This is a genomic window from Glycomyces amatae (assembly GCF_020991375.1).
In the GTDB taxonomy this organism is placed as follows: domain Bacteria; phylum Actinomycetota; class Actinomycetes; order Mycobacteriales; family Micromonosporaceae; genus Glycomyces; species Glycomyces amatae.
In genome coordinates, this window is sequence record NZ_JAJLQZ010000017.1 from 1 (window position 1) to 20,470 (window position 20,470).

General features: G+C 70.6%; 13 protein-coding genes. 3 read left to right on the plus strand and 10 right to left on the minus strand.

Going from position 1 to position 20,470, the window contains the following annotated elements; genetic code table 11:
* Positions 1–80: 80 nt before the first annotated feature.
* The 10 genes from LO763_RS21300 to LO763_RS21345 all read right to left on the minus strand — a co-directional run bounded on the left by LO763_RS21300 (position 81) and on the right by LO763_RS21345 (position 14,485).
* Positions 81–3,968, minus strand: a complete 3,888-nt coding sequence (locus LO763_RS21300; protein ID WP_230788570.1) for a DNA-directed RNA polymerase subunit beta' — start codon at positions 3,966–3,968, stop codon at positions 81–83.
* Positions 3,969–4,078: 110 nt separating this feature from the next.
* On the minus strand, positions 4,079–7,510 hold the full coding sequence (gene rpoB / locus LO763_RS21305; protein WP_230788574.1) for a DNA-directed RNA polymerase subunit beta: 3,432 nt from the start codon (positions 7,508–7,510) through the stop codon (positions 4,079–4,081).
* A 1,067-nt stretch (positions 7,511–8,577) separates the two neighbouring features.
* Positions 8,578–9,825 (minus strand): hypothetical protein, encoded by a 1,248-nt coding sequence (locus LO763_RS21310; protein WP_230788577.1) that lies wholly within the window; start codon positions 9,823–9,825, stop codon positions 8,578–8,580.
* Positions 9,826–10,012: 187 nt separating this feature from the next.
* On the minus strand, positions 10,013–10,396 hold the full coding sequence (gene rplL / locus LO763_RS21315) for a 50S ribosomal protein L7/L12 (protein WP_230788579.1): 384 nt from the start codon (positions 10,394–10,396) through the stop codon (positions 10,013–10,015).
* Positions 10,397–10,430: 34 nt separating this feature from the next.
* The gene (rplJ, locus tag LO763_RS21320; RefSeq protein ID WP_230788582.1) at positions 10,431–10,967 is read right to left on the minus strand and encodes a 50S ribosomal protein L10; all 537 of its coding nucleotides are present in this window, start codon (positions 10,965–10,967) and stop codon (positions 10,431–10,433) included.
* A 274-nt stretch (positions 10,968–11,241) separates the two neighbouring features.
* Entirely contained in the window at positions 11,242–11,937 is a 696-nt protein-coding gene (gene rplA / locus LO763_RS21325; RefSeq protein ID WP_230788585.1) for a 50S ribosomal protein L1, read from the minus strand.
* 89 nt (positions 11,938–12,026) lie between these two features.
* Positions 12,027–12,455, minus strand: coding sequence for a 50S ribosomal protein L11 (rplK, locus tag LO763_RS21330; RefSeq protein WP_136528430.1), 429 nt, complete (start codon positions 12,453–12,455; stop codon positions 12,027–12,029).
* Positions 12,456–12,630: 175 nt separating this feature from the next.
* Positions 12,631–13,362, minus strand: a complete 732-nt coding sequence (gene nusG, locus LO763_RS21335; protein ID WP_230788595.1) for a transcription termination/antitermination protein NusG — start codon at positions 13,360–13,362, stop codon at positions 12,631–12,633.
* Between the two features lie 260 nt (positions 13,363–13,622).
* Complete coding sequence (secE, locus tag LO763_RS30040; RefSeq protein WP_230788598.1) at positions 13,623–13,904, minus strand: preprotein translocase subunit SecE; 282 nt, start codon at positions 13,902–13,904, stop codon at positions 13,623–13,625.
* A gap of 59 nt (positions 13,905–13,963) precedes the next feature.
* Positions 13,964–14,485, minus strand: a complete 522-nt coding sequence (locus LO763_RS21345; protein WP_230788601.1) for a GbsR/MarR family transcriptional regulator — start codon at positions 14,483–14,485, stop codon at positions 13,964–13,966.
* A gap of 91 nt (positions 14,486–14,576) precedes the next feature.
* Here LO763_RS21345 and LO763_RS21350 point away from each other — a divergent pair, with 91 nt between their 5' ends.
* From LO763_RS21350 to LO763_RS21360, 3 genes are all read left to right on the plus strand, one after another.
* The gene (locus LO763_RS21350) at positions 14,577–15,497 is read left to right on the plus strand and encodes an ABC transporter ATP-binding protein (RefSeq protein ID WP_230788605.1); all 921 of its coding nucleotides are present in this window, start codon (positions 14,577–14,579) and stop codon (positions 15,495–15,497) included.
* Positions 15,494–17,131, plus strand: a complete 1,638-nt coding sequence (locus LO763_RS21355; protein ID WP_230788608.1) for an ABC transporter permease — start codon at positions 15,494–15,496, stop codon at positions 17,129–17,131. The genes LO763_RS21350 and LO763_RS21355 overlap by 4 nt, the downstream gene beginning before the upstream one ends.
* 207 nt (positions 17,132–17,338) lie before the next feature.
* Positions 17,339–20,431 carry a PD-(D/E)XK nuclease family protein gene (locus LO763_RS21360; RefSeq protein ID WP_230788610.1) on the plus strand — a complete coding sequence of 1,031 codons (3,093 nt, stop codon included), beginning with the start codon at positions 17,339–17,341 and terminating at the stop codon, positions 20,429–20,431.
* Positions 20,432–20,470 lie beyond the last annotated feature (39 nt).

Sequence of the window (20,470 nt, forward strand, 5' to 3'; positions counted from 1 at the left end):
CCGCGGGTGGGCGGGTGGCGCTTCGCGCCACCGGCCCACCGGTTTCTTCGTGCCGTCGGGAATCGGCGTTCTTGCAGCTTCTAGAAGGAGCCCAGGTCGTAGGAGTCCTCGAGGCTCACCGCGGGGCCGCCGCCGTAGGCGAAGGCGTTCGCGGTGGTGTCCTCGTACCCGCCCAGCGAGTACACGGCCGCCTTCGCGTCCTCGGTCGGCTCGACCGAGACGTTGCGGTACTTGGCGATACCGGTACCGGCCGGGATCAGCTTGCCGAGGATCACGTTCTCCTTCAGACCGACGAGGCTGTCGGACTTCCCGGAGATCGCCGCCTCGGTCAGCACCCGGGTGGTCTCCTGGAACGAGGCCGCGGACAGCCACGACTCGGTCGCCAGGGACGCCTTGGTGATGCCCATCAGCTGCGGGCGGCCGGAGGCCGGCTCGCCGCCGTCGGCGATGATCTTGCGGTTCTGCTCCTCGAACTCCAGGCGGTCGACCAGGGAGCCCGGCAGGAACTCCGAGGTGCCCGAGTCGATGATCGTGATCCGCTTGAGCATCTGGCGCACGATGATCTCGATGTGCTTGTCGTGGATCATCACGCCCTGCGAGCGGTACACGTCCTGGACCTGCTCCACCAGGTGGCGCTGGACCTTCCGCGGACCGAGCACGCGCAGCAGCTCGTGCGGGTCGATGGTGCCCTCGACGAGCTTCTCGCCGACCTCGACGTGCTCGCCCTCGCCCACGCGCAGGCGCAGACGCCTCGGGACCTTGTCGACCACGATCTCCTCGGACCCGTCGTCCGGGGTGATGATGATCTTCCGGCTCTTCTCGGCGTCCTCGATGCGCACGGTGCCGCTCGCCTCGGCGATCGGCGCCTTGCCCTTCGGGATGCGCGCCTCGAAGACCTCCTGCACACGCGGCAGGCCCTGCGTGATGTCGTCGCCCGCCACACCGCCGGTGTGGAAGGTCCGCATCGTCAGCTGGGTGCCCGGCTCACCGATGGACTGGGCCGCGATGATGCCGACGGCCTCGCCCAGGTCGACCTTCTCGCCCGTGGGCATCGAACGGCCGTAGCAGGCCGCGCACACGCCCTGGCGGGACTCGCAGGTCAGGACCGAGCGGACCTTCACGTTGGTGACGCCCGCGGCGACGAGCTCGGCGATGTGGTCCGAGTTCAGCGCCGTGTTGCGCTCCAGGAGGACCTTGCCGTCGACCTCGACGTCGTCGGCGAGGTTGCGCGCGTCGATCGAGGTCTCGACCAGGTCGGACTCGATGAAGCGGCCGTCGATCTCGACGGCGACCTGGAAGTCCAGGGCGCGGTCGGTCCCGCAGTCGTCCTCGCGGATGATCACGTCCTGCGACACGTCCACCAGGCGGCGGGTCAGGTAACCCGAGTCGGCGGTCCGCAGCGCGGTGTCGGCGAGGCCCTTGCGGGAGCCGTGGGTCGAGATGAAGTACTCCAGCACCGTCAGGCCCTCGCGCAGCGAGGACTTGATCGGACGCGGGATGATCTCGCCCTTCGGGTTCGCCACCAGGCCGCGCATGCCGGCGATCTGGCGCAGCTGGAGCATGTTGCCTCGCGCGCCCGAGTTGATCATCTGCCACAGCGGGTTCTCCGGCTGGAGCGTCTCGTTCAGGTCGTCCAGCACCTCGGCCGTGGCCTTGGTCCAGATCTCCGTCAGCTCGCCGCGCCGCTCCTCCGCGGTCATCAGGCCGCGGACGTACTGCTTGTCGATCTTGGCGGAGTCGCCCTCGTACTTCTCGAGGATCTCGGCCTTGTGCGCCGGCTCCACGACGTCCTCGATGCCGATGGTGACACCGGACCAGCCGGCCCACTTGAAGCCCGCGGACTTCAAGGCGTCCAGGCAGGCGCCCAGCTGCACCTTCGAGTAGTGCTCGGACAGGTCGTGGATGATGCTCGAGAGCTGGCCCTTGCGGACCTCGTAGTTGACGTACTCGAAGTCCGGCGGCAGGCAGTCGTTGAAGAACACCCGGCCCAGGGTCGTCTCGACCAGCAGCGGCTCGCCGGGGGTCCAGCCCTCGGGGGCCGTCCACGGCTCGGCGCCGGGACCGTTGTTGATCGACTCGATGCCGTCCAGGCGGATCCGGATGGTCGCCTGGAGGTCCAGCTCGCCGCGGTCCTTCGCCATCTGCGCCTCGCCGACGTCCGAGAACGCCCGGCCCTCGCCGACGCGCCCTTCCGAGCGGTGCGTCAGGTAGTACAGGCCGATGATCTGGTCCTGCGTGGGCAGGGCCACCGGCTTGCCGTCCGAGGGCTTGAGGATGTTGTTCGACGCCAGCATCAGGATGCGGGCCTCGGCCTGGGCCTCGGCCGACAGCGGCACGTGGACCGCCATCTGGTCGCCGTCGAAGTCGGCGTTGAAGGCGGTGCACACCAGCGGGTGGAGCTGGATGGCCTTGCCCTCGACCAGCTGCGGCTCGAAGGCCTGGATGCCGAGGCGGTGCAGCGTGGGCGCGCGGTTGAGCAGGACGGGGTGCTCGGAGATGACCTCTTCGAGCACGTCCCACACGACCGGGCGCGCGCGCTCGACCATGCGCTTGGCCGACTTGATGTTCTGCGCGTGGTTCAGGTCCACCAGGCGCTTCATCACGAACGGCTTGAACAGCTCCAGCGCCATCTGCTTGGGCAGGCCGCACTGGTGCAGCTTCAGGCGCGGACCGACCACGATGACCGAGCGGCCCGAGTAGTCGACGCGCTTGCCGAGCAGGTTCTGGCGGAACCGGCCCTGCTTGCCCTTGAGCATGTCGGACAGCGACTTGAGCGGGCGGTTGCCGGGGCCCGTGACCGGGCGGCCGCGGCGGCCGTTGTCGAACAGCGCGTCCACCGACTCCTGGAGCATCCGCTTCTCGTTGGCGACGATGATCTCGGGCGCGCCGAGGTCCATCAGCCGCTTGAGGCGGTTGTTGCGGTTGATGACCCGGCGGTACAGGTCGTTGAGGTCGGAGGTCGCGAACCGGCCGCCGTCGAGCTGCACCATCGGGCGCAGCTCCGGCGGGATCACCGGCACGCAGTCGAGGACCATGCCCAGCGGCGAGTTGCCGGTGGCCTGGAACGCGGCCACGACCTTCAGGCGCTTGAGGGCGCGCAGCTTCTTCTGGCCCTTGCCGGTCGCGATGGTCTCGCGCAGGCTGATCGCCTCGGCGTCCAGGTCCAGGTTCTGGAGCAGGTTCTTGATGGACTCCGCGCCCATGCCGCCCGAGTAGTACTCGCCGAAGCGCTGCTGGAGCTCCCGGTAGAGCATCTCGTCGCCGATGAGCTGGCGCACGTCGAGCTTGCGGAAGGTGTCCATGACCTCGTCGAGGCGGTCGATCTCCCGCTGGGCCTTGTCGCGGATCTGGCGCATCTCGCGCTCGCCGCCGTCCTTGACCTTGCGGCGGACGTCGGCGCGGGCGCCCTCGGCCTCCAGCTCGGCCAGGTCGGCCTCGAGCTTCGAGGCGCGCTCCTCGATCGCGGCGTCGCGCTGCTGCTCCAGGTGGCGCTTCTCGGCGACGATCTCGTTCTCCAGGGTCGGCAGGTCGCGCTGGCGCGCCTCCTCGTCGACCGCGGTGACGACGTACGCCGCGAAGTAGATGACCTTCTCCAGGTCCTTCGGCGCCAGGTCCAGCAGGTAGCCCAGGCGCGAGGGCACGCCCTTGAAGTACCAGATGTGCGTGACCGGGGCGGCGAGCTCGATGTGGCCCATCCGCTCGCGGCGGACCTTCGAGCGGGTCACCTCGACGCCGCAGCGCTCACAGATGATGCCCTTGAAGCGGATGCGCTTGTACTTGCCGCAGTAGCACTCCCAGTCCCGGGTCGGGCCGAAGATCTTCTCGCAGAAGAGTCCGTCCTTCTCGGGCTTGAGGGTCCGGTAGTTGATGGTCTCGGGCTTCTTCACCTCGCCGTGAGACCACTGCCGGATGTCCTCCGCGGTGGCGAGGCCGATCTTCAACTTGTCGAAGAAGTTGACGTCGAGCACTGAACTCTTCTTCCCCTTGTGTTTCGTTAAGGATTGGATGAGACGTTGGCGGGGGCGGCGCGGCGGCCCGGCGGGTGCGCGGGCTCCGCCGCGGCCGCCCCCACTCGACGTCAGGCGCTCTCGAAGTCCACGCTCGAGGGCTCTTCGTGGGACAGGTCGATCCCGAGCTCCTCGGCGGCGCGGAAGACCTCGTCGTCGCTCTCGGTCATCTGGATGGCCTGCCCGTCGGCGGACAGCACCTCCACGTTGAGGCAGAGCGACTGGAGCTCTTTGAGCAGCACCTTGAACGATTCCGGAATGCCCGGCTCGGGCACGTTCTCGCCCTTGACGATGGCCTCGTAGACCTTCACGCGGCCCACCACGTCGTCGGACTTGATCGTCAGCAGCTCCTGGAGCGCGTACGCGGCGCCGTAGGCCTGCATGGCCCAGCACTCCATCTCACCGAAGCGCTGGCCGCCGAACTGGGCCTTGCCGCCGAGCGGCTGCTGGGTGATCATCGAGTACGGACCGGTCGAACGGGCGTGGATCTTGTCGTCGACCATGTGGTTCAGCTTCAGGATGTACATGTAGCCGACCGAGATCGGGTCCGGGAACGGCTCGCCCGTGCGCCCGTCGAACAGCTGCGCCTTGCCCGTGGGGGCGACCATGCGCTGGCCGTCGCGGTTGGGCAGCGTGCTCGCCAGGACGCCCTGGACCTCCTCGGGGTGGGCGCCGTCGAACACCGGCGTGCCGACCTTCGAGTCCGCCGGGGCCTCGTCGGCCCCGATGGCCTGGAGGGCCTGCTGCCAGGCCTCGTCGAAGCCCTCGAGCTTCCAGCCGGCCTTCGCCGCCCAGCCCAGGTGGACTTCGAGCACCTGGCCGATGTTCATACGGCCCGGTACGCCCAGCGGGTTGAGCAGGATGTCGATCGGGGTCCCGTCGGGGAGGAACGGCATGTCCTCCTGCGGCACGACCTTCGAGATGACGCCCTTGTTGCCGTGGCGGCCCGCGAGCTTGTCGCCCACGCCGATCTTGCGCTTCTGCGCGATGTAGACGCGGACCAGCTCGTTGACGCCGGGGCTCAGCTCGTCGCCGTCCTCGCGCGCGAACGTGCGGACGCCGATGACCGTGCCGGCCTCGCCGTGCGGGACCTTCAGGGAGGTGTCGCGGACCTCGCGGGCCTTCTCGCCGAAGATCGCGCGCAGCAGGCGCTCCTCCGGGGTCAGCTCGGTCTCGCCCTTGGGCGTGACCTTCCCGACGAGGATGTCGCCGTCCTCGACCTCGGCGCCGATGCGGATGATGCCGCGGTCGTCCAGGTCGGAGAGCATCTCCTCGCCGACGTTCGGGATGTCGCGGGTGATCTCCTCGGGGCCCAGCTTGGTGTCGCGGGCGTCGACCTCGTGCTCGTCGATGTGGATCGAGGTGAGCACGTCCTCTTCGACCAGGCGCGAGGAGAGCACGATGGCGTCCTCGAAGTTCTGGCCCTCCCAGGTCGTGAACGCGACCAGCAGGTTCTTGCCGAGGGCCATCTCGCCCTTGTCGGTCGAGGGGCCGTCGGCGATCGGCTGGCCGGCCTCGACGCGCTCGCCCTCGGTGACGAGGGGCACCTGGTTGATGCACGAGCCCGCGTTGGAGCGGCGGAACTTGTGCAGCAGGTAGGTGCGGCGCATGCCGTTGTCCTGCGCGATGGTGATGTAGTCCGCGCTGGAGTCCTCGACGGTGCCGTCGGCCTCGGCGACGACCACGTCGCCGGCGTCGACCGCCGCGCGGTACTCCATGCCCGTGCCCACCAGCGGCGAGTCGGTCTTGATGAGCGGCACGGCCTGGCGCTGCATGTTCGCGCCCATGAGGGCGCGGTTGGCGTCGTCGTGCTCGAGGAACGGCACCAGCGCGGTCGCGACCGAGGTCATCTGGCGCGGCGAGACGTCCATGAAGTCGATCTCGTCGGCGGTGAGCAGCTCGGCCTCGCCGCCGCGCCCGCGGGCCAGGACCTGCGCGTCGACGAACGAGCCGTCGTCGTTCAGCAGCTGGTTCGCCTGCGCGATGGTGAAGCGGTCCTCTTCATCGGCCGTCAGGTACTGGATGTCGTCGGTGACCTTCGAGTCGACGACCTTGCGGTACGGCGTCTCGATGAAGCCGAACGGGTTGACGCGCGCGAAGGTCGACATGGCGCCGATGAGGCCGATGTTCGGGCCTTCCGGCGTCTCGATCGGGCACATGCGGCCGTAGTGCGACGGGTGCACGTCGCGGACGTCCATGGCGGCGCGGTCGCGGGAGAGACCGCCCGGGCCCAGCGCCGACAGGCGGCGGCGGTGGGTCAGACCCGCGATCGGGTTGACCTGGTCCATGAACTGCGACAGCTGCGAGGTCCCGAAGAACTCCTTGATCGCGGCCACGACGGGGCGGATGTTGATCAGGGTCTGCGGCGTGATCGCCTCGACGTCCTGGGTCGTCATCCGCTCGCGCACGACGCGCTCCATGCGGGAGAGGCCCACCCGGATCTGGTTCTGGATGAGCTCGCCGACGGTGCGCAGGCGGCGGTTGCCGAAGTGGTCGATGTCGTCGGGGCCGTAGCCCGGCTCGGCCGAGTGCAGGCGCAGCATGAACTCGATCGTGGCGGCCAGGTCGTCCTCGGTGAGCACGCCGGTGGAGATCGGCGAGTCGAGGCCGAACTTCTTGTTGACCTTGTACCGGCCGACCTTGGCGAGGTCGTAGCGCTTCTTGTTGAAGAACAGGTTCTCCAGCAGCGACTGCGCGTTGTCCTTCGTGGGCGGCTCGCCCGGGCGGAGCTTGCGGTAGATGTCGAGCAGCGCCTCGTCCTGCGAGTTGATGGTGTCCTTCTCGAGGGTCGCCATCATGAGCTCGGACCAGCCGAAGCGCTCGCGGATGCGGTCGTTGTCCCAGCCGATGGCCTTCAGCAGGACGGTCACGGCCTGGCGGCGCTTGCGGTCGACGCGCACGCCGACGGTCTCGCGCTTGTCGACGTCGAACTCGAGCCAGGCGCCGCGGCCGGGGATGACCTTGGCGCTGGTGAGGTCGCGGTCGGAGGTCTTGTCGGGCTGCTTGTCGAAGTACACGCCGGGCGAGCGGACGAGCTGCGAGACGACGACGCGCTCGGTGCCGTTGATGATGAAGGTGCCCTTCGGGGTCATCATGGGGAAGTCGCCCATGAAGACCGTCTGGCTCTTGATCTCGCCGGTGGTGTGGTTGATGAACTCCGCCGTGACGAACAGCGGGGCGCAGTAGGTGAGGTCCTTCTCGCGGCACTCCTCGATGGGGGCCTTGACCTCGTCGAAGCGAGGGTTGGAGAAGGACAGGCTCATGGTGCCCGAGAAGTCCTCGATCGGGCTGATCTCCTCGAGGATCTCGTCGAGGCCGCTCACCGCGTCGTCGCCCACGCGGCCGCGGTAGGCCTCGTTGCCGACGAGCCAGTCGAACGAGTCGGTCTGGAGCGCCAGAAGGTTCGGGACTTCGAGTTTCTCTTCGATCCTGCCGAACGAGATACGGCGAGGTGCGTGCTTGCTCTTGCTGGAGCTGGTCTTGCCAGTGCGGGAAGCTGCCAAGATTCGTCCTTCCGAGGACCTGATTGTTACGACGGCCGGCGCATGCCACAGTCACCGCACCTATGCGGGATCGACGGGGGCGGCCGGAGACGGGCATCGGACCGGACGTGCAACCCGAGCATGGCGTTGAACGTCGATCGAAAGCCTGGAATCCCCACCGTCCACGACCCTCACCGCGTCAAGAAGGCGTGAAGGAGGCAGCGCAAATTAAGAGCTTAGCGTAGACTCCGGCAGACTGTCAACTTCCCCACGGGGTCGTGGGGTGAGTGGTGACGACAATCTCTCCCGCTGCCGAAGTTCCTCCTCGTACTCACTGCTCCCGGCCCCGGCGTCGCCGGGCCCGTCCTGCCTCGGGCCGCCGGTGGGAGGCCCTGGCGCCGCGTTCCGGAGCGGCGGGGCCGTGCCCGGCGCCTCACGAACGTAGCGCGCGCCACGGAGTGGCGCTTGAGGAACTAGTTTGCAGGATCAAGTCACACTTCGTCAAGTCAGGCGTCTCATTCGCCCGGATGCGCCCCTTCGGCCCGGGCGCCTGATCCGGGGCCCGCGGCGGGGCGGGGCGCGGGCCCGGCGGAAGGCGAGCCGCAGCGCAGCGGGGCTGCGCGAGGGGGCGGAGCGGCGGCGGGAGGGCCGCGCGGGCGCGGCCCGGAGGCGTTCGAACGGACGCCGGCCCGGGCGTGTCGCGGCAGCGGGCGCGGGGCGCCGCCGCGTCGCCCGCGGCGGCGGCCGGAGCCGGCGCCGCAGTGCGGCGCCCCGCCCTCGCTTGCCGGGCGGCCCGGTCCCTCGGGCGAGGGAGGGGCCGCTTCGCATGTACAACGACCGGCGGCCGGGAAGGTGACGGGGGCTCGGGCCGCCGCGGTCCCGCGAGGCGGCGTCCCGCCGAATCGGCGCCGTCCCCGGCGAGGCGCCGTGCCGTCTCACGGTCCCCGGGGCCGGGAGGCGCCTGCGAGCCGCGTCCTCGTCGGCGTCGCCGCGCCGGGGCAGCGCGGCGCCGGACACGGGGCGGCCCGGGCCGCGCCCCATCTGCGCGACCCGGGCCTCTTTCTTCCCCGATCAAGGGTGGCTTGCGATTACTTGTCGAGCAGCTCCTGGGCCTTGGAGACGGCGTCGTTCATCTCCTCCTGCCAGGCGTAGACGTCCTCTTCGACGGCGGAGTAGGCCTCGACGTGGACCTCGTCGTAGGCCTTCTCGGAGGCCGCGGCGTAGTCGGTCTCCTCGCCGCACTCGGCGAAGTCGACGGCCGTCTGGATCTCGTACGCCTTCCAGTCCTCATAGGAGTTTCCGGCGGCCTCGGGGACCGGCGGGACCTCGATGTCGGAGTCGCCGACCATCATGGCGCGCTCCTCCGCATCGGAGTCCTGGTAGTAGAGCTCGGCGAAGAACTCCCAGATCGGCATCGAGTTGTACTCGGTGAACTCCCAGCCCTCGTAGCCGCGGGCGGTGATGCAGTCGAGAAATGCGTACTGCAGGTCCGACATCTGCTCGGCGTACTTCGCCTCGATGTCCTCCCAGAGGGTCTGGTCGGTCCAGGCGGGGTTCTCGGGGCGGTAGGACCAGTAGGTCCAGGTCTCGGTCTCGCCGTCGAACTCCTCGGTCTCCTCGATGAGCTCGGGCTCGCCGTAGAGGGCCTCGATCATCTCGAGCTGGCAGCCGCCGGGCTTGGGCTCGACCCACTCCTCGTCGTCCTCGACGACGATCTCGCCGTCCTCGCCGGCGGCCTCCTCCTCGGCGGCCTCCTCCTCGGCCCACTCGCCCTCGCCGGACATCATGTCGGCGTACTCCTGGGCGGTGCCGTAGTACTCGGTGGCGTACTCCTGGCCCTGGTAGGCGACGTACCAGGCGTACTGGTCCTCGTAGTCGAGGGCGTCCCAGTCGGCGGTGTCGGGCTCCTCCCAGGAGCCCTCGTCCTCGTACTTCTCCTCCTGCGCCGCGAAGTAGTCCTCGTTGTCGGGGTCGTCCATGCCCTCGGGGCCGTTGGCCCACTGGCCGAAGCCCCACTCGGCGGCCTCCTCGGCGGGGAGCAGGAACTCCTCGTGCGGGTACCCGTAGGTGAGGGAGTCCTGCGGCTCCTCCTCGTACGGCATCATCGTCCACGGGTCGTGGACGGTGAAGCCCTGCTCCTCCAGGCAGTTCTGGACGATGCGAAGCTCGGCGGCCATGAGCTCGGCGTCGATGCGGCTGCTCTCGTTGAGCATCTCGACGAGGCGGTCCTCATCGGACTGCTCCTCCTCGCCCCCGATGCCGAGCATCCCGCAGCCGGCGGTCAGTGCGAGCACGGCCCCCGCGCCGATCCCGACCGCGCCTCTCTTTGCGGACATCGTCCATCTCCTCGCATGTTCGGTACGTCTATCCGCAAAGACGTGGCGATGGCTCGTTTTCGTTGCAGCGGGACCGGAATCTTCTGAGAAATCTCCCGGGGACGACAGAACCGGGGCCGCACCGCCGCAGCGGTGCGACCCCGGTCGCAGTACAGGGGCTGGGAGGCCCCGGAAGAGCGGGAGGCTCTTACTTCAGGGAGACGGTGGCGCCGGCGCCCTCGAGGGCCTCCTTGGCCTTGTCGGCGTCTTCCTTCTTCGCGCCTTCGAGGACGGCCTTGGGGGCGCTCTCGACGAGCTCCTTGGCTTCCTTCAGGCCGAGGCCGGTCAGGCCGCGAACTTCCTTGATGACCTTGATCTTGGACTCGCCCGCGGACTCGAGGACGACGTCGAAGGTGTCCTTCTCGACAGCGGCCTCGGCGCCACCGGCGGCGGGGCCGGCGGCGGCGACGGCGACCGGGGCGGCCGCGGTGACGTCGAACTCTTCCTCGAACGCCTTGACGAACTCGGAGACCTCGAGGAGGGTCATCTCCTTGAACGCGTCGAGCAGCTCGGTGGTGGACAGCTTGGCCATGGTGTTTCCTTTCTAAAGTCTCGGGCCGGCGGCGCTACTCGCCACTGGCCGCTTTCTTGTCCTGCAGCGCCGCGCCGAGCCGGGCCACCTGCGAGGCAGGGGCGGCGAGCACGGAGGCGGTCTTCTGCGCGGTGGCCTTCATCGCGCCGGCCAGCTTGGCCAGCAGCACCTCGCGGGACTCGAGGTCGGCGAGCCTGGTGATCTCATCGACGGAGAGGGGCTTGCCCTCCATGTACCCGCCCTTGATGACCAAGGCTTCGTGCGACTTCGCGAAGGCGCGGAGACCCTTCGCGGCCTCCACCGGGTCGCCTTCGATGAAGGTGATCGCGGTGGGACCGGTGAACAGGTCGTCCAGGCCGGTCACGCCGGCCTGGTTGGCGGCGCGCTTGGCGAGGGTGTTCTTGGCGACGCGGTAACGCGTGCCCTCGCCGAGGGAGCGTCGGAGCTCGCGCAGTTCCGCAACCGTGAGGCCGCGGTACTCGGTGAGCACCGTGGCGTTCGCGTTGGAGAACTCTTCCACGAGTTCGACGACGGCGGCCTGCTTGCCCGCCGGGTATTCCCTGTCAGCCATGTTTCCCTCCTTTCTCGGCTGATCAATCCTCAACCGTCGCGGAGGCGACAAAAAAGGCGCCCCTGCGGGACGCCTCATCACTGGGACCTGAGACCGGCGGAACCGGTCAACACCATGGTCGCTTCGAGTAGTCGCCCTGCGTCGGTCCCGGGTGGTTTACAACCGCACGAGGCGGTGACCGAACGGTCTCTGGGTTGTTGTCGCAACGCTAGCACGAGGCGACGACGAAGCCCCAGCGCAGGAGCCTGCACTGGGGCTTCGTCACACTTCGGCGCTACTTGATCTTGACCGCCTGCGGGTCGACGGGGATGCCCGGACCCATGGTGGTCGTGATGGTGGCCTTCTTGATGTACACGCCCTTGGAGCTGGAGGGCTTCAGGCGCTGCACCTCTTCGAGGGCCGCGGCGTAGTTCTCGGCCAGCTGCTCGGAGGAGAAGCTGGTCTTGCCGATCGGCAGGTGCAGGTTGGCGTGCTTGTCGACGCGGAAGGCGATCTTGCCGGCCTTGATCTCCGTGACGGCCTTGGCGACGTCCGGCGTGACGGTGCCGGTCTTCGGGTTCGGCATGAGACCGCGCGGGCCCAGGATGCGCGCGATCCGGCCGATCTTGGCCATCTGGTCGGGGGTCGCGACGGCGGCGTCGAAGTCGAGCCAGCCCTCGGAGATCCGCTTGACGAGCTCGTCGGAGCCGACCTCGTCGGCGCCGGCGGCGACGGCGGCCTCGGCCTTGTCGCCCTCGGCGAAGACGATCACGCGGACGGTCTTACCCGTGCCGTGGGGCAGGGAGACGGTGCCGCGGACCAGCTGGTCGGCCTGGCGCGGGTCGACGCCGAGGCGCAGGGCGACCTCGACGGTGGCGTCGAACGACGTCGGGGAGGTCTCCTTGGCGAGGCCGGTGGCCTCGGCGGGAGCGTAGAGCTGCGTCCTGTCGACCTTCTTGGCGAGGTCGGTGTACTTCTTGCTGCGCTTCATGTTCCATCCTTCGGATGTCGTGGTGAGGGCGGGCGCGCGCCCTGCCACTGGGTTGGTGCCGGACGGGCCGGCGGTGACGGGCCTGAGCCCTACTCGACCGTGATGCCCATGGAGCGGGCGGTGCCGGCGACGATGAGCGACGCGGCGTCGAGGTCGTTGGCGTTGAGGTCGGGGAGCTTCTTCTCCGCGATCTCGCGCACCTGGGCCTGGGTCACCTTGCCGACCTTGACGCGGTGGGGCTCGCCCGAGCCCTTCGCGACACCGGCGGCCTTGAGCAGGAGCTTGGCGGCCGGCGGGGTCTTGAGGACGAACGTGAACGAACGGTCCTCGTACACCGTGATCTCAGCGGGGAGGACCTCGCCGCGCTGGGATTCGGTGGCCGCGTTGTAGGCCTTGCAGAACTCCATGATGTTGACGCCGTGCTGGCCGAGGGCGGGACCCACCGGCGGGGCCGGGGTGGCCTGGCCACCCGCGAGCTCCAGCTTGAACGTCACAACGGCCTTCTTGTTGGGAGCCATCGTGTCCTTCTCTTGATCCTGGGCTTTGCAGGGACATCCCTGCCTTACATGTGTGCGGGGCAGGCCCCGGTCACACTTTCACATGCGCGCGGAGCAGAACCCCGCGCACAACTTCTCCAGGGTACTCGCCCAGGTGGCGGGCCCTCTGGAGGAGGTATGTGAGCTGTAGCTCGTGCTACAGCTTCGAGACCTGGTTGAAGTTCAGCTCCACCGGGGTCTCGCGGCCGAAGATCGAGACGAGGACCTTCAGCTTCTGCTGCTCGGCGTTGATCTCGGCGATCGTGGCCGGCATGGAGGCGAACGCGCCGTCCACGACGGTGACGGACTCGCCCTCGGTGAAGTCGACCTTGATGTCCTCGCCCGGGGCGGCGGCCTCGGCGGCGGCCTCGTCCTTGGGCTTCTGCTCCGGCGGGAGCAGCCACTGGATGACCTCGTCGAGCGGGAGCGGGCTGGGCCGGTCGGTGCGGTCGACCACGCCGACGAACCCGGTCACGCCCGGGGTGTTGCGCACGACCGAGTAGGACTCGGGGGTCATCTCCATGCGGACGAGCACGTAGGAGGGGAAGACCTTGGCCTCCACCTTGGAGCGCTTGCCGTTCTTGATCTCCACCTCGGTGTGGGTGGGGACCTCGATCTGGTAGATGTAGTCCTCCATGTCGAAGGACTGGATCCGGTTCTCCAGGTTCGAGCGCACGCGGTTCTCGAAGCCGGCGTAGGAGTGCAGCACGTACCACTCGCCCGGGGCGAAGCGGAGCTTGGCGCGCAGCGCCTCGGCCGGGTCGACGTCGGGCTCGCCGCTCTCGGCGAGTTCCTCCTCATCGATCTCCGGTTCCGCGTCGACGTCTGCGACCTGCGCCGCGGCCTGCGCCTCGGCGTCGTTCTTCAGGGCCTCGTCGAACTCAGACACGCTCAACTCTCATTCCGGCTAAGCCCCGCGACAACGGGGCGCTGCGACTGAACTTTCTGGGCGGCGGTGCTCTCCCGACCGCAGCGGTCTCCCGCGTGCGGCGATCCCCGCCTGTGAAGTCGCGCGCCGGCGGAACCGGCGCGCGTCATACCCTCTAGGGTAGCCGCTCCGGAGGGCGGCGCGCCTCAGGCACCGGCGAACCGGCGCAGGTCACGCAATCCGCCCGGCCGCGCAGCGGGCGGGGCGAACCGCCGCGGCCGCTAGGAGTCGGCGCCGAAGGCCCGGCGGATGAGGTCGCCGAAGAGCAGGTCGAGGCCGCCGATGTAGGCCATCATGATGCCGACGAAGACGAGGACCACGATGGAGTAGGTGATGAGCTGGCGCCGGGTCGGGTAGACGACCTTGCGGAGCTGCTCCACGACCTCGCGCAGGAAGCGGCCGAGCTTCTTGAAGGGGTTGCGCTCGGCGGTCTTGTCACCGCGCTTGCGGGTGGGACGGCCCTTGTCGGCGGTCGCATCGGAGCGGCTGGTGTCGTCGGCCACGTCGGCTTCCTCCAGGGTTCGTCTTCTGATCGGGGCGGTCAGGATTGCAGCATACCGGACTAGCGGGACGCGTCACTATCGCGGCGGCGGGCTTCGTACGCGGCCGCGATTTCGGCGCGGCGGGCGTTCCAGCGGTCGCGCATGGCCGCCATCTCCGACTTCGTGAACTCCATGAACGCGGCGGTCTGGATGAGGCGGTCGCGGCCGGGCCCCTCGGGGAGGGTCTCGACGCCGGCGATCGCGGTCTCCCGGTAGCGGTCGAGGAAGCCGGTGCGGTCGAGCATGATCGAGCCCCAGATGTCGTCGTCGTTGAGGCGGTAGACGTCGGCGCGGGTGGAGGCGCGTCGGCCCTTGATGAGGAGGCCGGCGGCGATGAGCTCGCGGACGGCCCCGGAGACGGCGGCGAGGCTGATGCTCAGGCCCTCGGCGATGTCGGCGGCCGTGTAGGTGTCGGCGTCGTCGACGAGGATGTAGGTGAACACCCGCGCCGACATGCGCTGCATCCCGCTGGCGGTCAGGATCGCGGCGAACTGCTCCACGTACTCCAGCAGTGCCCTGCGCTCTGCGCTGTGCTCTTCCATCGTTCCCTTTCGACGCCTCCGACGGGTCTTGATGATATCTTGACGCGATACATGTTTCACAAATTCATGAAAAGCATGATAACTTGAGCGCATGAACGCAGTGATCCGCACTGAACACCTCGTCAAACGCTTCGGCCGCGTGACCGCGCTCGACCGCCTCGATCTGGAAGTGGCCCGAGGGGAGACCCACGGGTTCCTGGGGCCGAACGGCGCCGGGAAGTCGACCGCCATCCGCGTCCTGCTCGGCATGCTCCGCTCCGACGAGGGCCGCGCCGAGCTCTTCGGCGCCGACCCCTGGAAGGACGCCGCCGAACTCCACCGGCGCCTCGCCTACGTCCCCGGCGACGTCGCCCTGTGGCCGGGCCTCACCGGCGGGGAGACCATCGACCTCCTCGGGCGCCTGCGGGGCGGCGTCGACAAGCGCAGGCGCGACGAGCTGCTGGAGCGGTTCGACCTCGACCCGCGCAAGAAGGGCCGCTCGTACTCCAAGGGCAACCGGCAGAAGGTGGCCCTCGTGGCCGCGTTCGCCGCCGACGTGGAGCTGCTCCTGCTCGACGAGCCGACCTCGGGCCTGGACCCGCTCATGGGCGCGGTCTTCAACGAGTGCGTGAAGGAGGCCGCGGCCGCCGGGCGCACCGTGCTCCTGTCGAGCCACATCATGAGCGAGGTCGAGGCCCTGTGCGACCGGGTGAGCATCATCCGCAAGGGCGCCATCGTCGAGACCGGGACGCTCGCCGAGATGCGCCACCTCTCGCGCTCGCGCGTGCGGGCGACGCTCAAGACCCCGGCGCGGGGGCTGGAGGACCACGAGGGCGTCCACGACCTCCGCGTGGACGGGCTCGACGTCGAGTGCAACGTGGACGCCGGGGCGCTGGACGACGTGCTGGCGCGCCTGGCCGCCGCCGGAGTGGCCGGGCTCGTCTGCGAGCCGGCGTCGCTCGAGCAGATCTTCATGCGCTTCTACGGGGACGAGCTGGCCGCCAAGGGCGTGCAAGAGGGGAACGGGTCATGAGCACCGCCGCAGCGGAGATCGAGGACGGCCTGGGCACCCTCGCCGGGACCGGCAAGCTCCTGCGGTTCCAGGCGCGGCGCTCGCGGGTGTACCTCGCGGGCTGGATCGCCGGGCTCGCCGGCGGCACCTGGTCCGTCGCCGCGGCGTTCCCGGGGCTGTACCCGGACGCGGCGGGCCGGGCGTCCTACGCCGTCACCGTGAACACCCCCGCGATGCGGTCGATGACCGGGCCCGAGACCTACATCGCGGCGTACCCCGGCAGCACCGGCGCGATGTTCTCGCACCAGATGATCCTGTGGACCGGGGCGCTCACCGCCGTCATGTTCATCCTCCTGATGACCCGGCTGACCCGCGCCGACGAGGAGACCTCCCGCTCGGAGGTGCTGCGCTCCAACCCGATCGGCCGCCGTGCCGACCTGGCCGCGGCGCTCCTGCTCTCCGGGGCCGCGGCGGTCGCCCTCGGCGCGGCCATGGCGCTGGCGGCGGCGGGGCTCCCCGGCGGCCAGGGCGGCAGCGCGGTCCTGTTCGGACTGGCGCACACCGCGATCGGGCTGTCCTTCGCGGGCGTCGCGGCCGTGGCCGCGCAGGTCGCGGGGTACGCCTCGACGGCGAACGGACTCGGCTTCGCGGTGCTCGGCTGGGCGGCGCTGACCGCGGGAGTCGGGAACGCGCAGGGGAACTGGGCGGTCTGGCTCTCCCCGATCGGCTGGTCGCAGCTGACGTACGTCTACACGCCCGAGCAGCGGTGGTGGCCCCTCGCGTGCGCCGGGGCGCTCGCGGTCTGCGCCGTCGCGGCGGCGTTCGCACTGGTGACCCGGCGCGACTTCGGCCAGGGCATGGTCGCCGGGCGGCTGGGCCGCCCCGAGGCCAAGCCGGGCCTGCGCAGCGCGACCGCGCTGACGTTCCGGCTCACCAAGGGCGTGGTCTGGGCCGGGGTGATCGCGATGCTGCTGCTGGGGGCCGCGTTCGGTTCCGTGCTCGGCAGCGCGGACGAGATGATCGAGGGCCTGTCGGAGGCCGAGCGGGCGCTGCTCCAGCAGGGCGGGGCGTCCATCGAGGAGAACGTGGCGGCGACGTTCACCGCGATCGACGCGATCTTCGCGACCCTGTTCGGACTGCTGGTGGTCGGCCGCGCCCGCAAGGAGGAGACGCAGGGGCGGGGGGAGCTCATCGCGTCCGCGGCGGTGCGCCGCGCCGGGTGGCCCGGCTCGTACCTGCCCGCCGCGCTGTGGGCCGCGACCGCGGCGACCGCCGCCGCGGCGGTCTTCGTGGCGCTCGCCGGGGCGGGCTCGACCGGGGACGGGTCGTTCTTCGGGACGCTCGTCTACGGGTCGCTGCTCCAGCTCCCTGCGGTGTGGACGGTCACGGCGTTCGCGTTCGCGGCCTACACGTGGCTGCCGCGGCTGGGATGGCTGCGGTGGCTCGCGTGGGTGTGGGTGTTCGTCGTCGCCTACTTCGGGAACCTGCTCGACCTGCCGGGCTGGGCGAAGGCGATCTCGCCGTTCGACCACCTCGCGGCGTACCCGGCAGAGGAGGTCGACTGGGCGGCGGCCGGTCTCGTGACCCTCGTCGCCGCGGCCCTGTCGGTCCTCGGATACCTCGGGGCGAGGCGCCGGGACCTGCACTTCAGTTGACGGGCAACGAAGCCTTACGCAAAGGAAACCGGGCGCCGCCGGTCTCGGAGTCGGGACCGGCGGCGCCGTTCGCGGTGCGGTCCGAGAGGGGCCGGCCGCCGAATGGGAGGCCTTCCCAGCAGGAGTCGGGGGCGGCGAATTCGATTTCGGTCATGAGCCGGCCGGTGGTCGCCGAGTGTGTCGGTCGGCCGTGATTCCATAGACCGCGTGTTGGACCTCCGGTACGAGTTGACCGAGCCGCCCGCCGAGGCGCCGGGGTGCGAGCTCGATCCCATGCAGCAGAAGGTCGTCGAGCACGCCGCCGGACCGCTCCTGGTGCGGGGCGGGCCCGCCACGGGCAAGACCGAGGCGATCGTCCACGCGGCCGCGGCGAAGGTCGCCGCCGGGGCCGACCCCGCCTCGATCCTCGTGTTCGGGTTGCGCCGCAAGGACGCCGCGCATCTGCGGTCGCGCCTCAACGCCCTGACGGCGCCGTACTCGGCGGCCGAGGTCGGCGTGTACAACTTCGCGGCGTTCGCGTTCGCGATCCTGCGGGCCGCCGCCGTCGCCGACGGCAGGGACGAGCCGCGCCTGCTCACCGGGCCCGAGGCCGACGCGATGATCCGGTCCATGCTGGAGGGCGAGGACTTCGGGTGGCCCGAGGGGTTCGAGGAGGCCGTCAAGACCTACGCGTTCGCGCAGCAGCTGCGGGACCTGGTCCTGCGCTGCGGCGAGCGCGGCCTCGGCGCGCCGGACCTGGCGCGCCTCGGCCTCGCCCACGACCGTCCCGAATGGGTGTCGGCCTCGCGGTTCTACGACCGGTACGTCACCGCGCTCGCCCTCCAGTCCATGGCCAGCGGCCTGTACGACGCGGCCGAGATCGTGCGCGCCGCCGCCGCGGCGCTCCGCGCCCGGCCCGGCCTGGTCCCGCGGCCCGCGTGGGTGTTCGTCGACGACCTCCAGGACGCCAACCCCGCGCACCTCATGCTCCTCGAGCTCGTCGCCGGGTCCGGCGCGAACCTCGTCGCGGCCGGTTCGCCCGACACGGCCGTCTTCGGCTACCAGGGCGGCGATCCCGAGTCGGTGCGCGACTTCCCGTACCGGTTCACCCGGTCCGACGGCGCCGAGGCCCCGGTGGTGCAGCTGGCCGACACGCACACGACGGCGCTCGCGCCGCTCGCGGCGACCACCGCGCTGTCGGGGCGGCTGCGCGGCGCGGGCCGCGACCGGCGGCGCGGCACGGCCTCGGAGGAGCCCGGCCGCGTCGACGTGGTGCACCTGCCGTCGCCGACCCGCGAGGCGGTGTACATCGCCGACGTCGCGCGGCGCGCGCACCTGCTCGACGGGGTCGCCTACGGCGACATGGCCGTGCTCGTCAAGTCGGCCGCGGACATTCCGCACCTGCGCCGGGCCATGCAGCACGCCGGGGTGCCGACCCGGCAGGCCTCCGACGACGTGCCGCTCCCCGCGCACCCCACGGTGCGGGACCTGCTGCGGGTCATCCTCATCGGACGGCGCCCCGAACGGCTCGACGAGACCGCCGCCGCCGGGCTCCTGCACTCCCCGTTCGGCGGCGCCGACCCGTTCGCCGAGCGGCGGCTGCGCCAGGAGCTGCGGCGCCTCGCCGTCGCGGCCGACGACTTCTCCCCCGGCTCGGACCTGCTCGTCGAGGCGCTCGCCGACCCGGACCGGATCGCGGCGCTGCCCGATGAGGACTGGGCCGAGCCCGCCCGGCGGCTCGACGCGCTGTTCACCGCCGCCCGCGACGGCGGCGGCATCACCGCGACGCTGTGGGCGGTGTGGGAGGCCTCGGGCCTGGGCGAGCGGCTGCGGCGGCGGGCCCTGTCCTCGGACCGGCGGGCCCAGCGCGCCGACGCCGAGCTGGACGCCGTGGGCGCCCTGTTCGACCTCGCCGCCGGGTACGAGCAGCGCCAGCCCGGCGCCCGCGTGGACGTGTTCTGCGAGCACGTGCTCCACCAGCAGCTCCCGGGCGCGTACCGCGCTCCGCGGGCCGAGGTCGGCGACGCCGTCACGCTGGCGACCGCGCACGCCGCGCACGGGTACCAGTGGGACTTCGTCACCGTCGCGGGAGCCCAGGAGGGGATCTGGCCGAACCTGCGCCCGAGGGGTTCGCTCCTGGGCGCCGAGGCCCTGGTGGACGTCCTCGACGGCCGCGCCGATGTGGACCAGGTGTCCCAGCTGCTGGACGAGGAGCGGCGGCTGTTCTACAACGCGTGCACCCGCGCCCGCGTCAGGCTGCTGGTCACCGCCGTCGACTCGGACGACGCGCAGCCCAGCCGGTTCTGCGGCGAGCTCGGCGTCGAGCCGGCCGCCGCGCCCCGGCGCGGCAGGCCGCTGAGCCTGGCGTCCCTCACCGCGCGCCTGCGCGAGGCGGTGGTCGACTCGGGGCACCGCGAGCGCGACGCGGCCGCCGAGTCCCTGCGGCGGCTCGCCGCGGCCGGGGTGCCCGGGGCCGACCCGGCCCGCTGGTGGGGGCTGGCCGAGATCTCCGACGAGCGGGCGCTGGCGCTCGCGGGCGAGACGGTCAAGATCTCGCCGTCCCAAGTGGAGACGACCCAGCAGTGCGGCCTGCGGTGGGTCCTGGAGTCCAACGGCGCCGACTCGGGCGACCTGCTCCCCCGCCACCTGGGGACCCTCCTGCACGCGGCCGCCGAGGCGGTCACGGTCGACCCCGCCGCCGACCCGGCCCAGGTGATGGAGCGCGTCGTCGGCGAGCACTTCGACCGGCTCCCGTTCGAGGCGCCGTGGCACGCCGAGCAGCAGCGCCGCCGCGTCGCGGGCGCCGTGGAGCGCTTCGCGCGGTGGCTCGCGGCCAACCGCCGGGAGCTCATCGGCGCCGAGCGGTCCTTCCGCGTCAAGCTCGAGGTCGGCCCGCCCGGCGTGGAGGTCGTCATGTCGGGGCAGATCGACCGCCTCGAGCGCGACGCCGAGGGCCGGCTCTACGTGGTCGACCTCAAGACCGGGAAGCACGCCCCCACGAAGGGCGAGGTCCAGTCGCATCCGCAGCTGGGGGCCTACCAGCTGGCCGTGGCCGAGGGGGCGTTCCCCGAGGGCGCCGAGCCCGGCGGGGCCGAACTCGTCTACCCCAATGTGGACAACAAGACGTCCACGCGGTCGGTCGCGCAGGGGCCCCTCGGGGAGTCCGAGAACCCGGACTGGGCCAGGGCGCTCGTGGCCGACACCGCGAACCGCATGGCCGGGCCGGTGTTCGAGGCCCGCAGCACCAGCAAGTGCGAGACCTGCGCGGTCAAGCACTGCTGCCCCATCGCCGACGAAGGGCGGCAGGTCACCGACGAGTAGCCGCGGACGGCGGCGGCGGAGCACAGCAGGATACTGGTC

Excerpts from the sequence above, each read along its gene's own strand:
- LO763_RS21310 (WP_230788577.1), bottom strand. The coding sequence starts at position 9,825 with ATGTCCGCAAAGAGAGGCGCGGTCGGGATCGGCGCGGGGGCCGTGCTC.
- rplL (WP_230788579.1), bottom strand. The coding sequence starts at position 10,396 with ATGGCCAAGCTGTCCACCACCGAGCTGCTCGACGCGTTCAAGGAGATG.
- rplJ (WP_230788582.1), bottom strand. The coding sequence starts at position 10,967 with ATGGCTGACAGGGAATACCCGGCGGGCAAGCAGGCCGCCGTCGTCGAA.
- rplA (WP_230788585.1), bottom strand. The coding sequence starts at position 11,937 with ATGAAGCGCAGCAAGAAGTACACCGACCTCGCCAAGAAGGTCGACAGG.
- rplK (WP_136528430.1), bottom strand. The coding sequence starts at position 12,455 with ATGGCTCCCAACAAGAAGGCCGTTGTGACGTTCAAGCTGGAGCTCGCG.
- LO763_RS21345 (WP_230788601.1), bottom strand. The coding sequence starts at position 14,485 with ATGGAAGAGCACAGCGCAGAGCGCAGGGCACTGCTGGAGTACGTGGAG.
- LO763_RS21350 (WP_230788605.1), top strand. The coding sequence starts at position 14,577 with ATGAACGCAGTGATCCGCACTGAACACCTCGTCAAACGCTTCGGCCGC.
- LO763_RS21355 (WP_230788608.1), top strand. The coding sequence starts at position 15,494 with ATGAGCACCGCCGCAGCGGAGATCGAGGACGGCCTGGGCACCCTCGCC.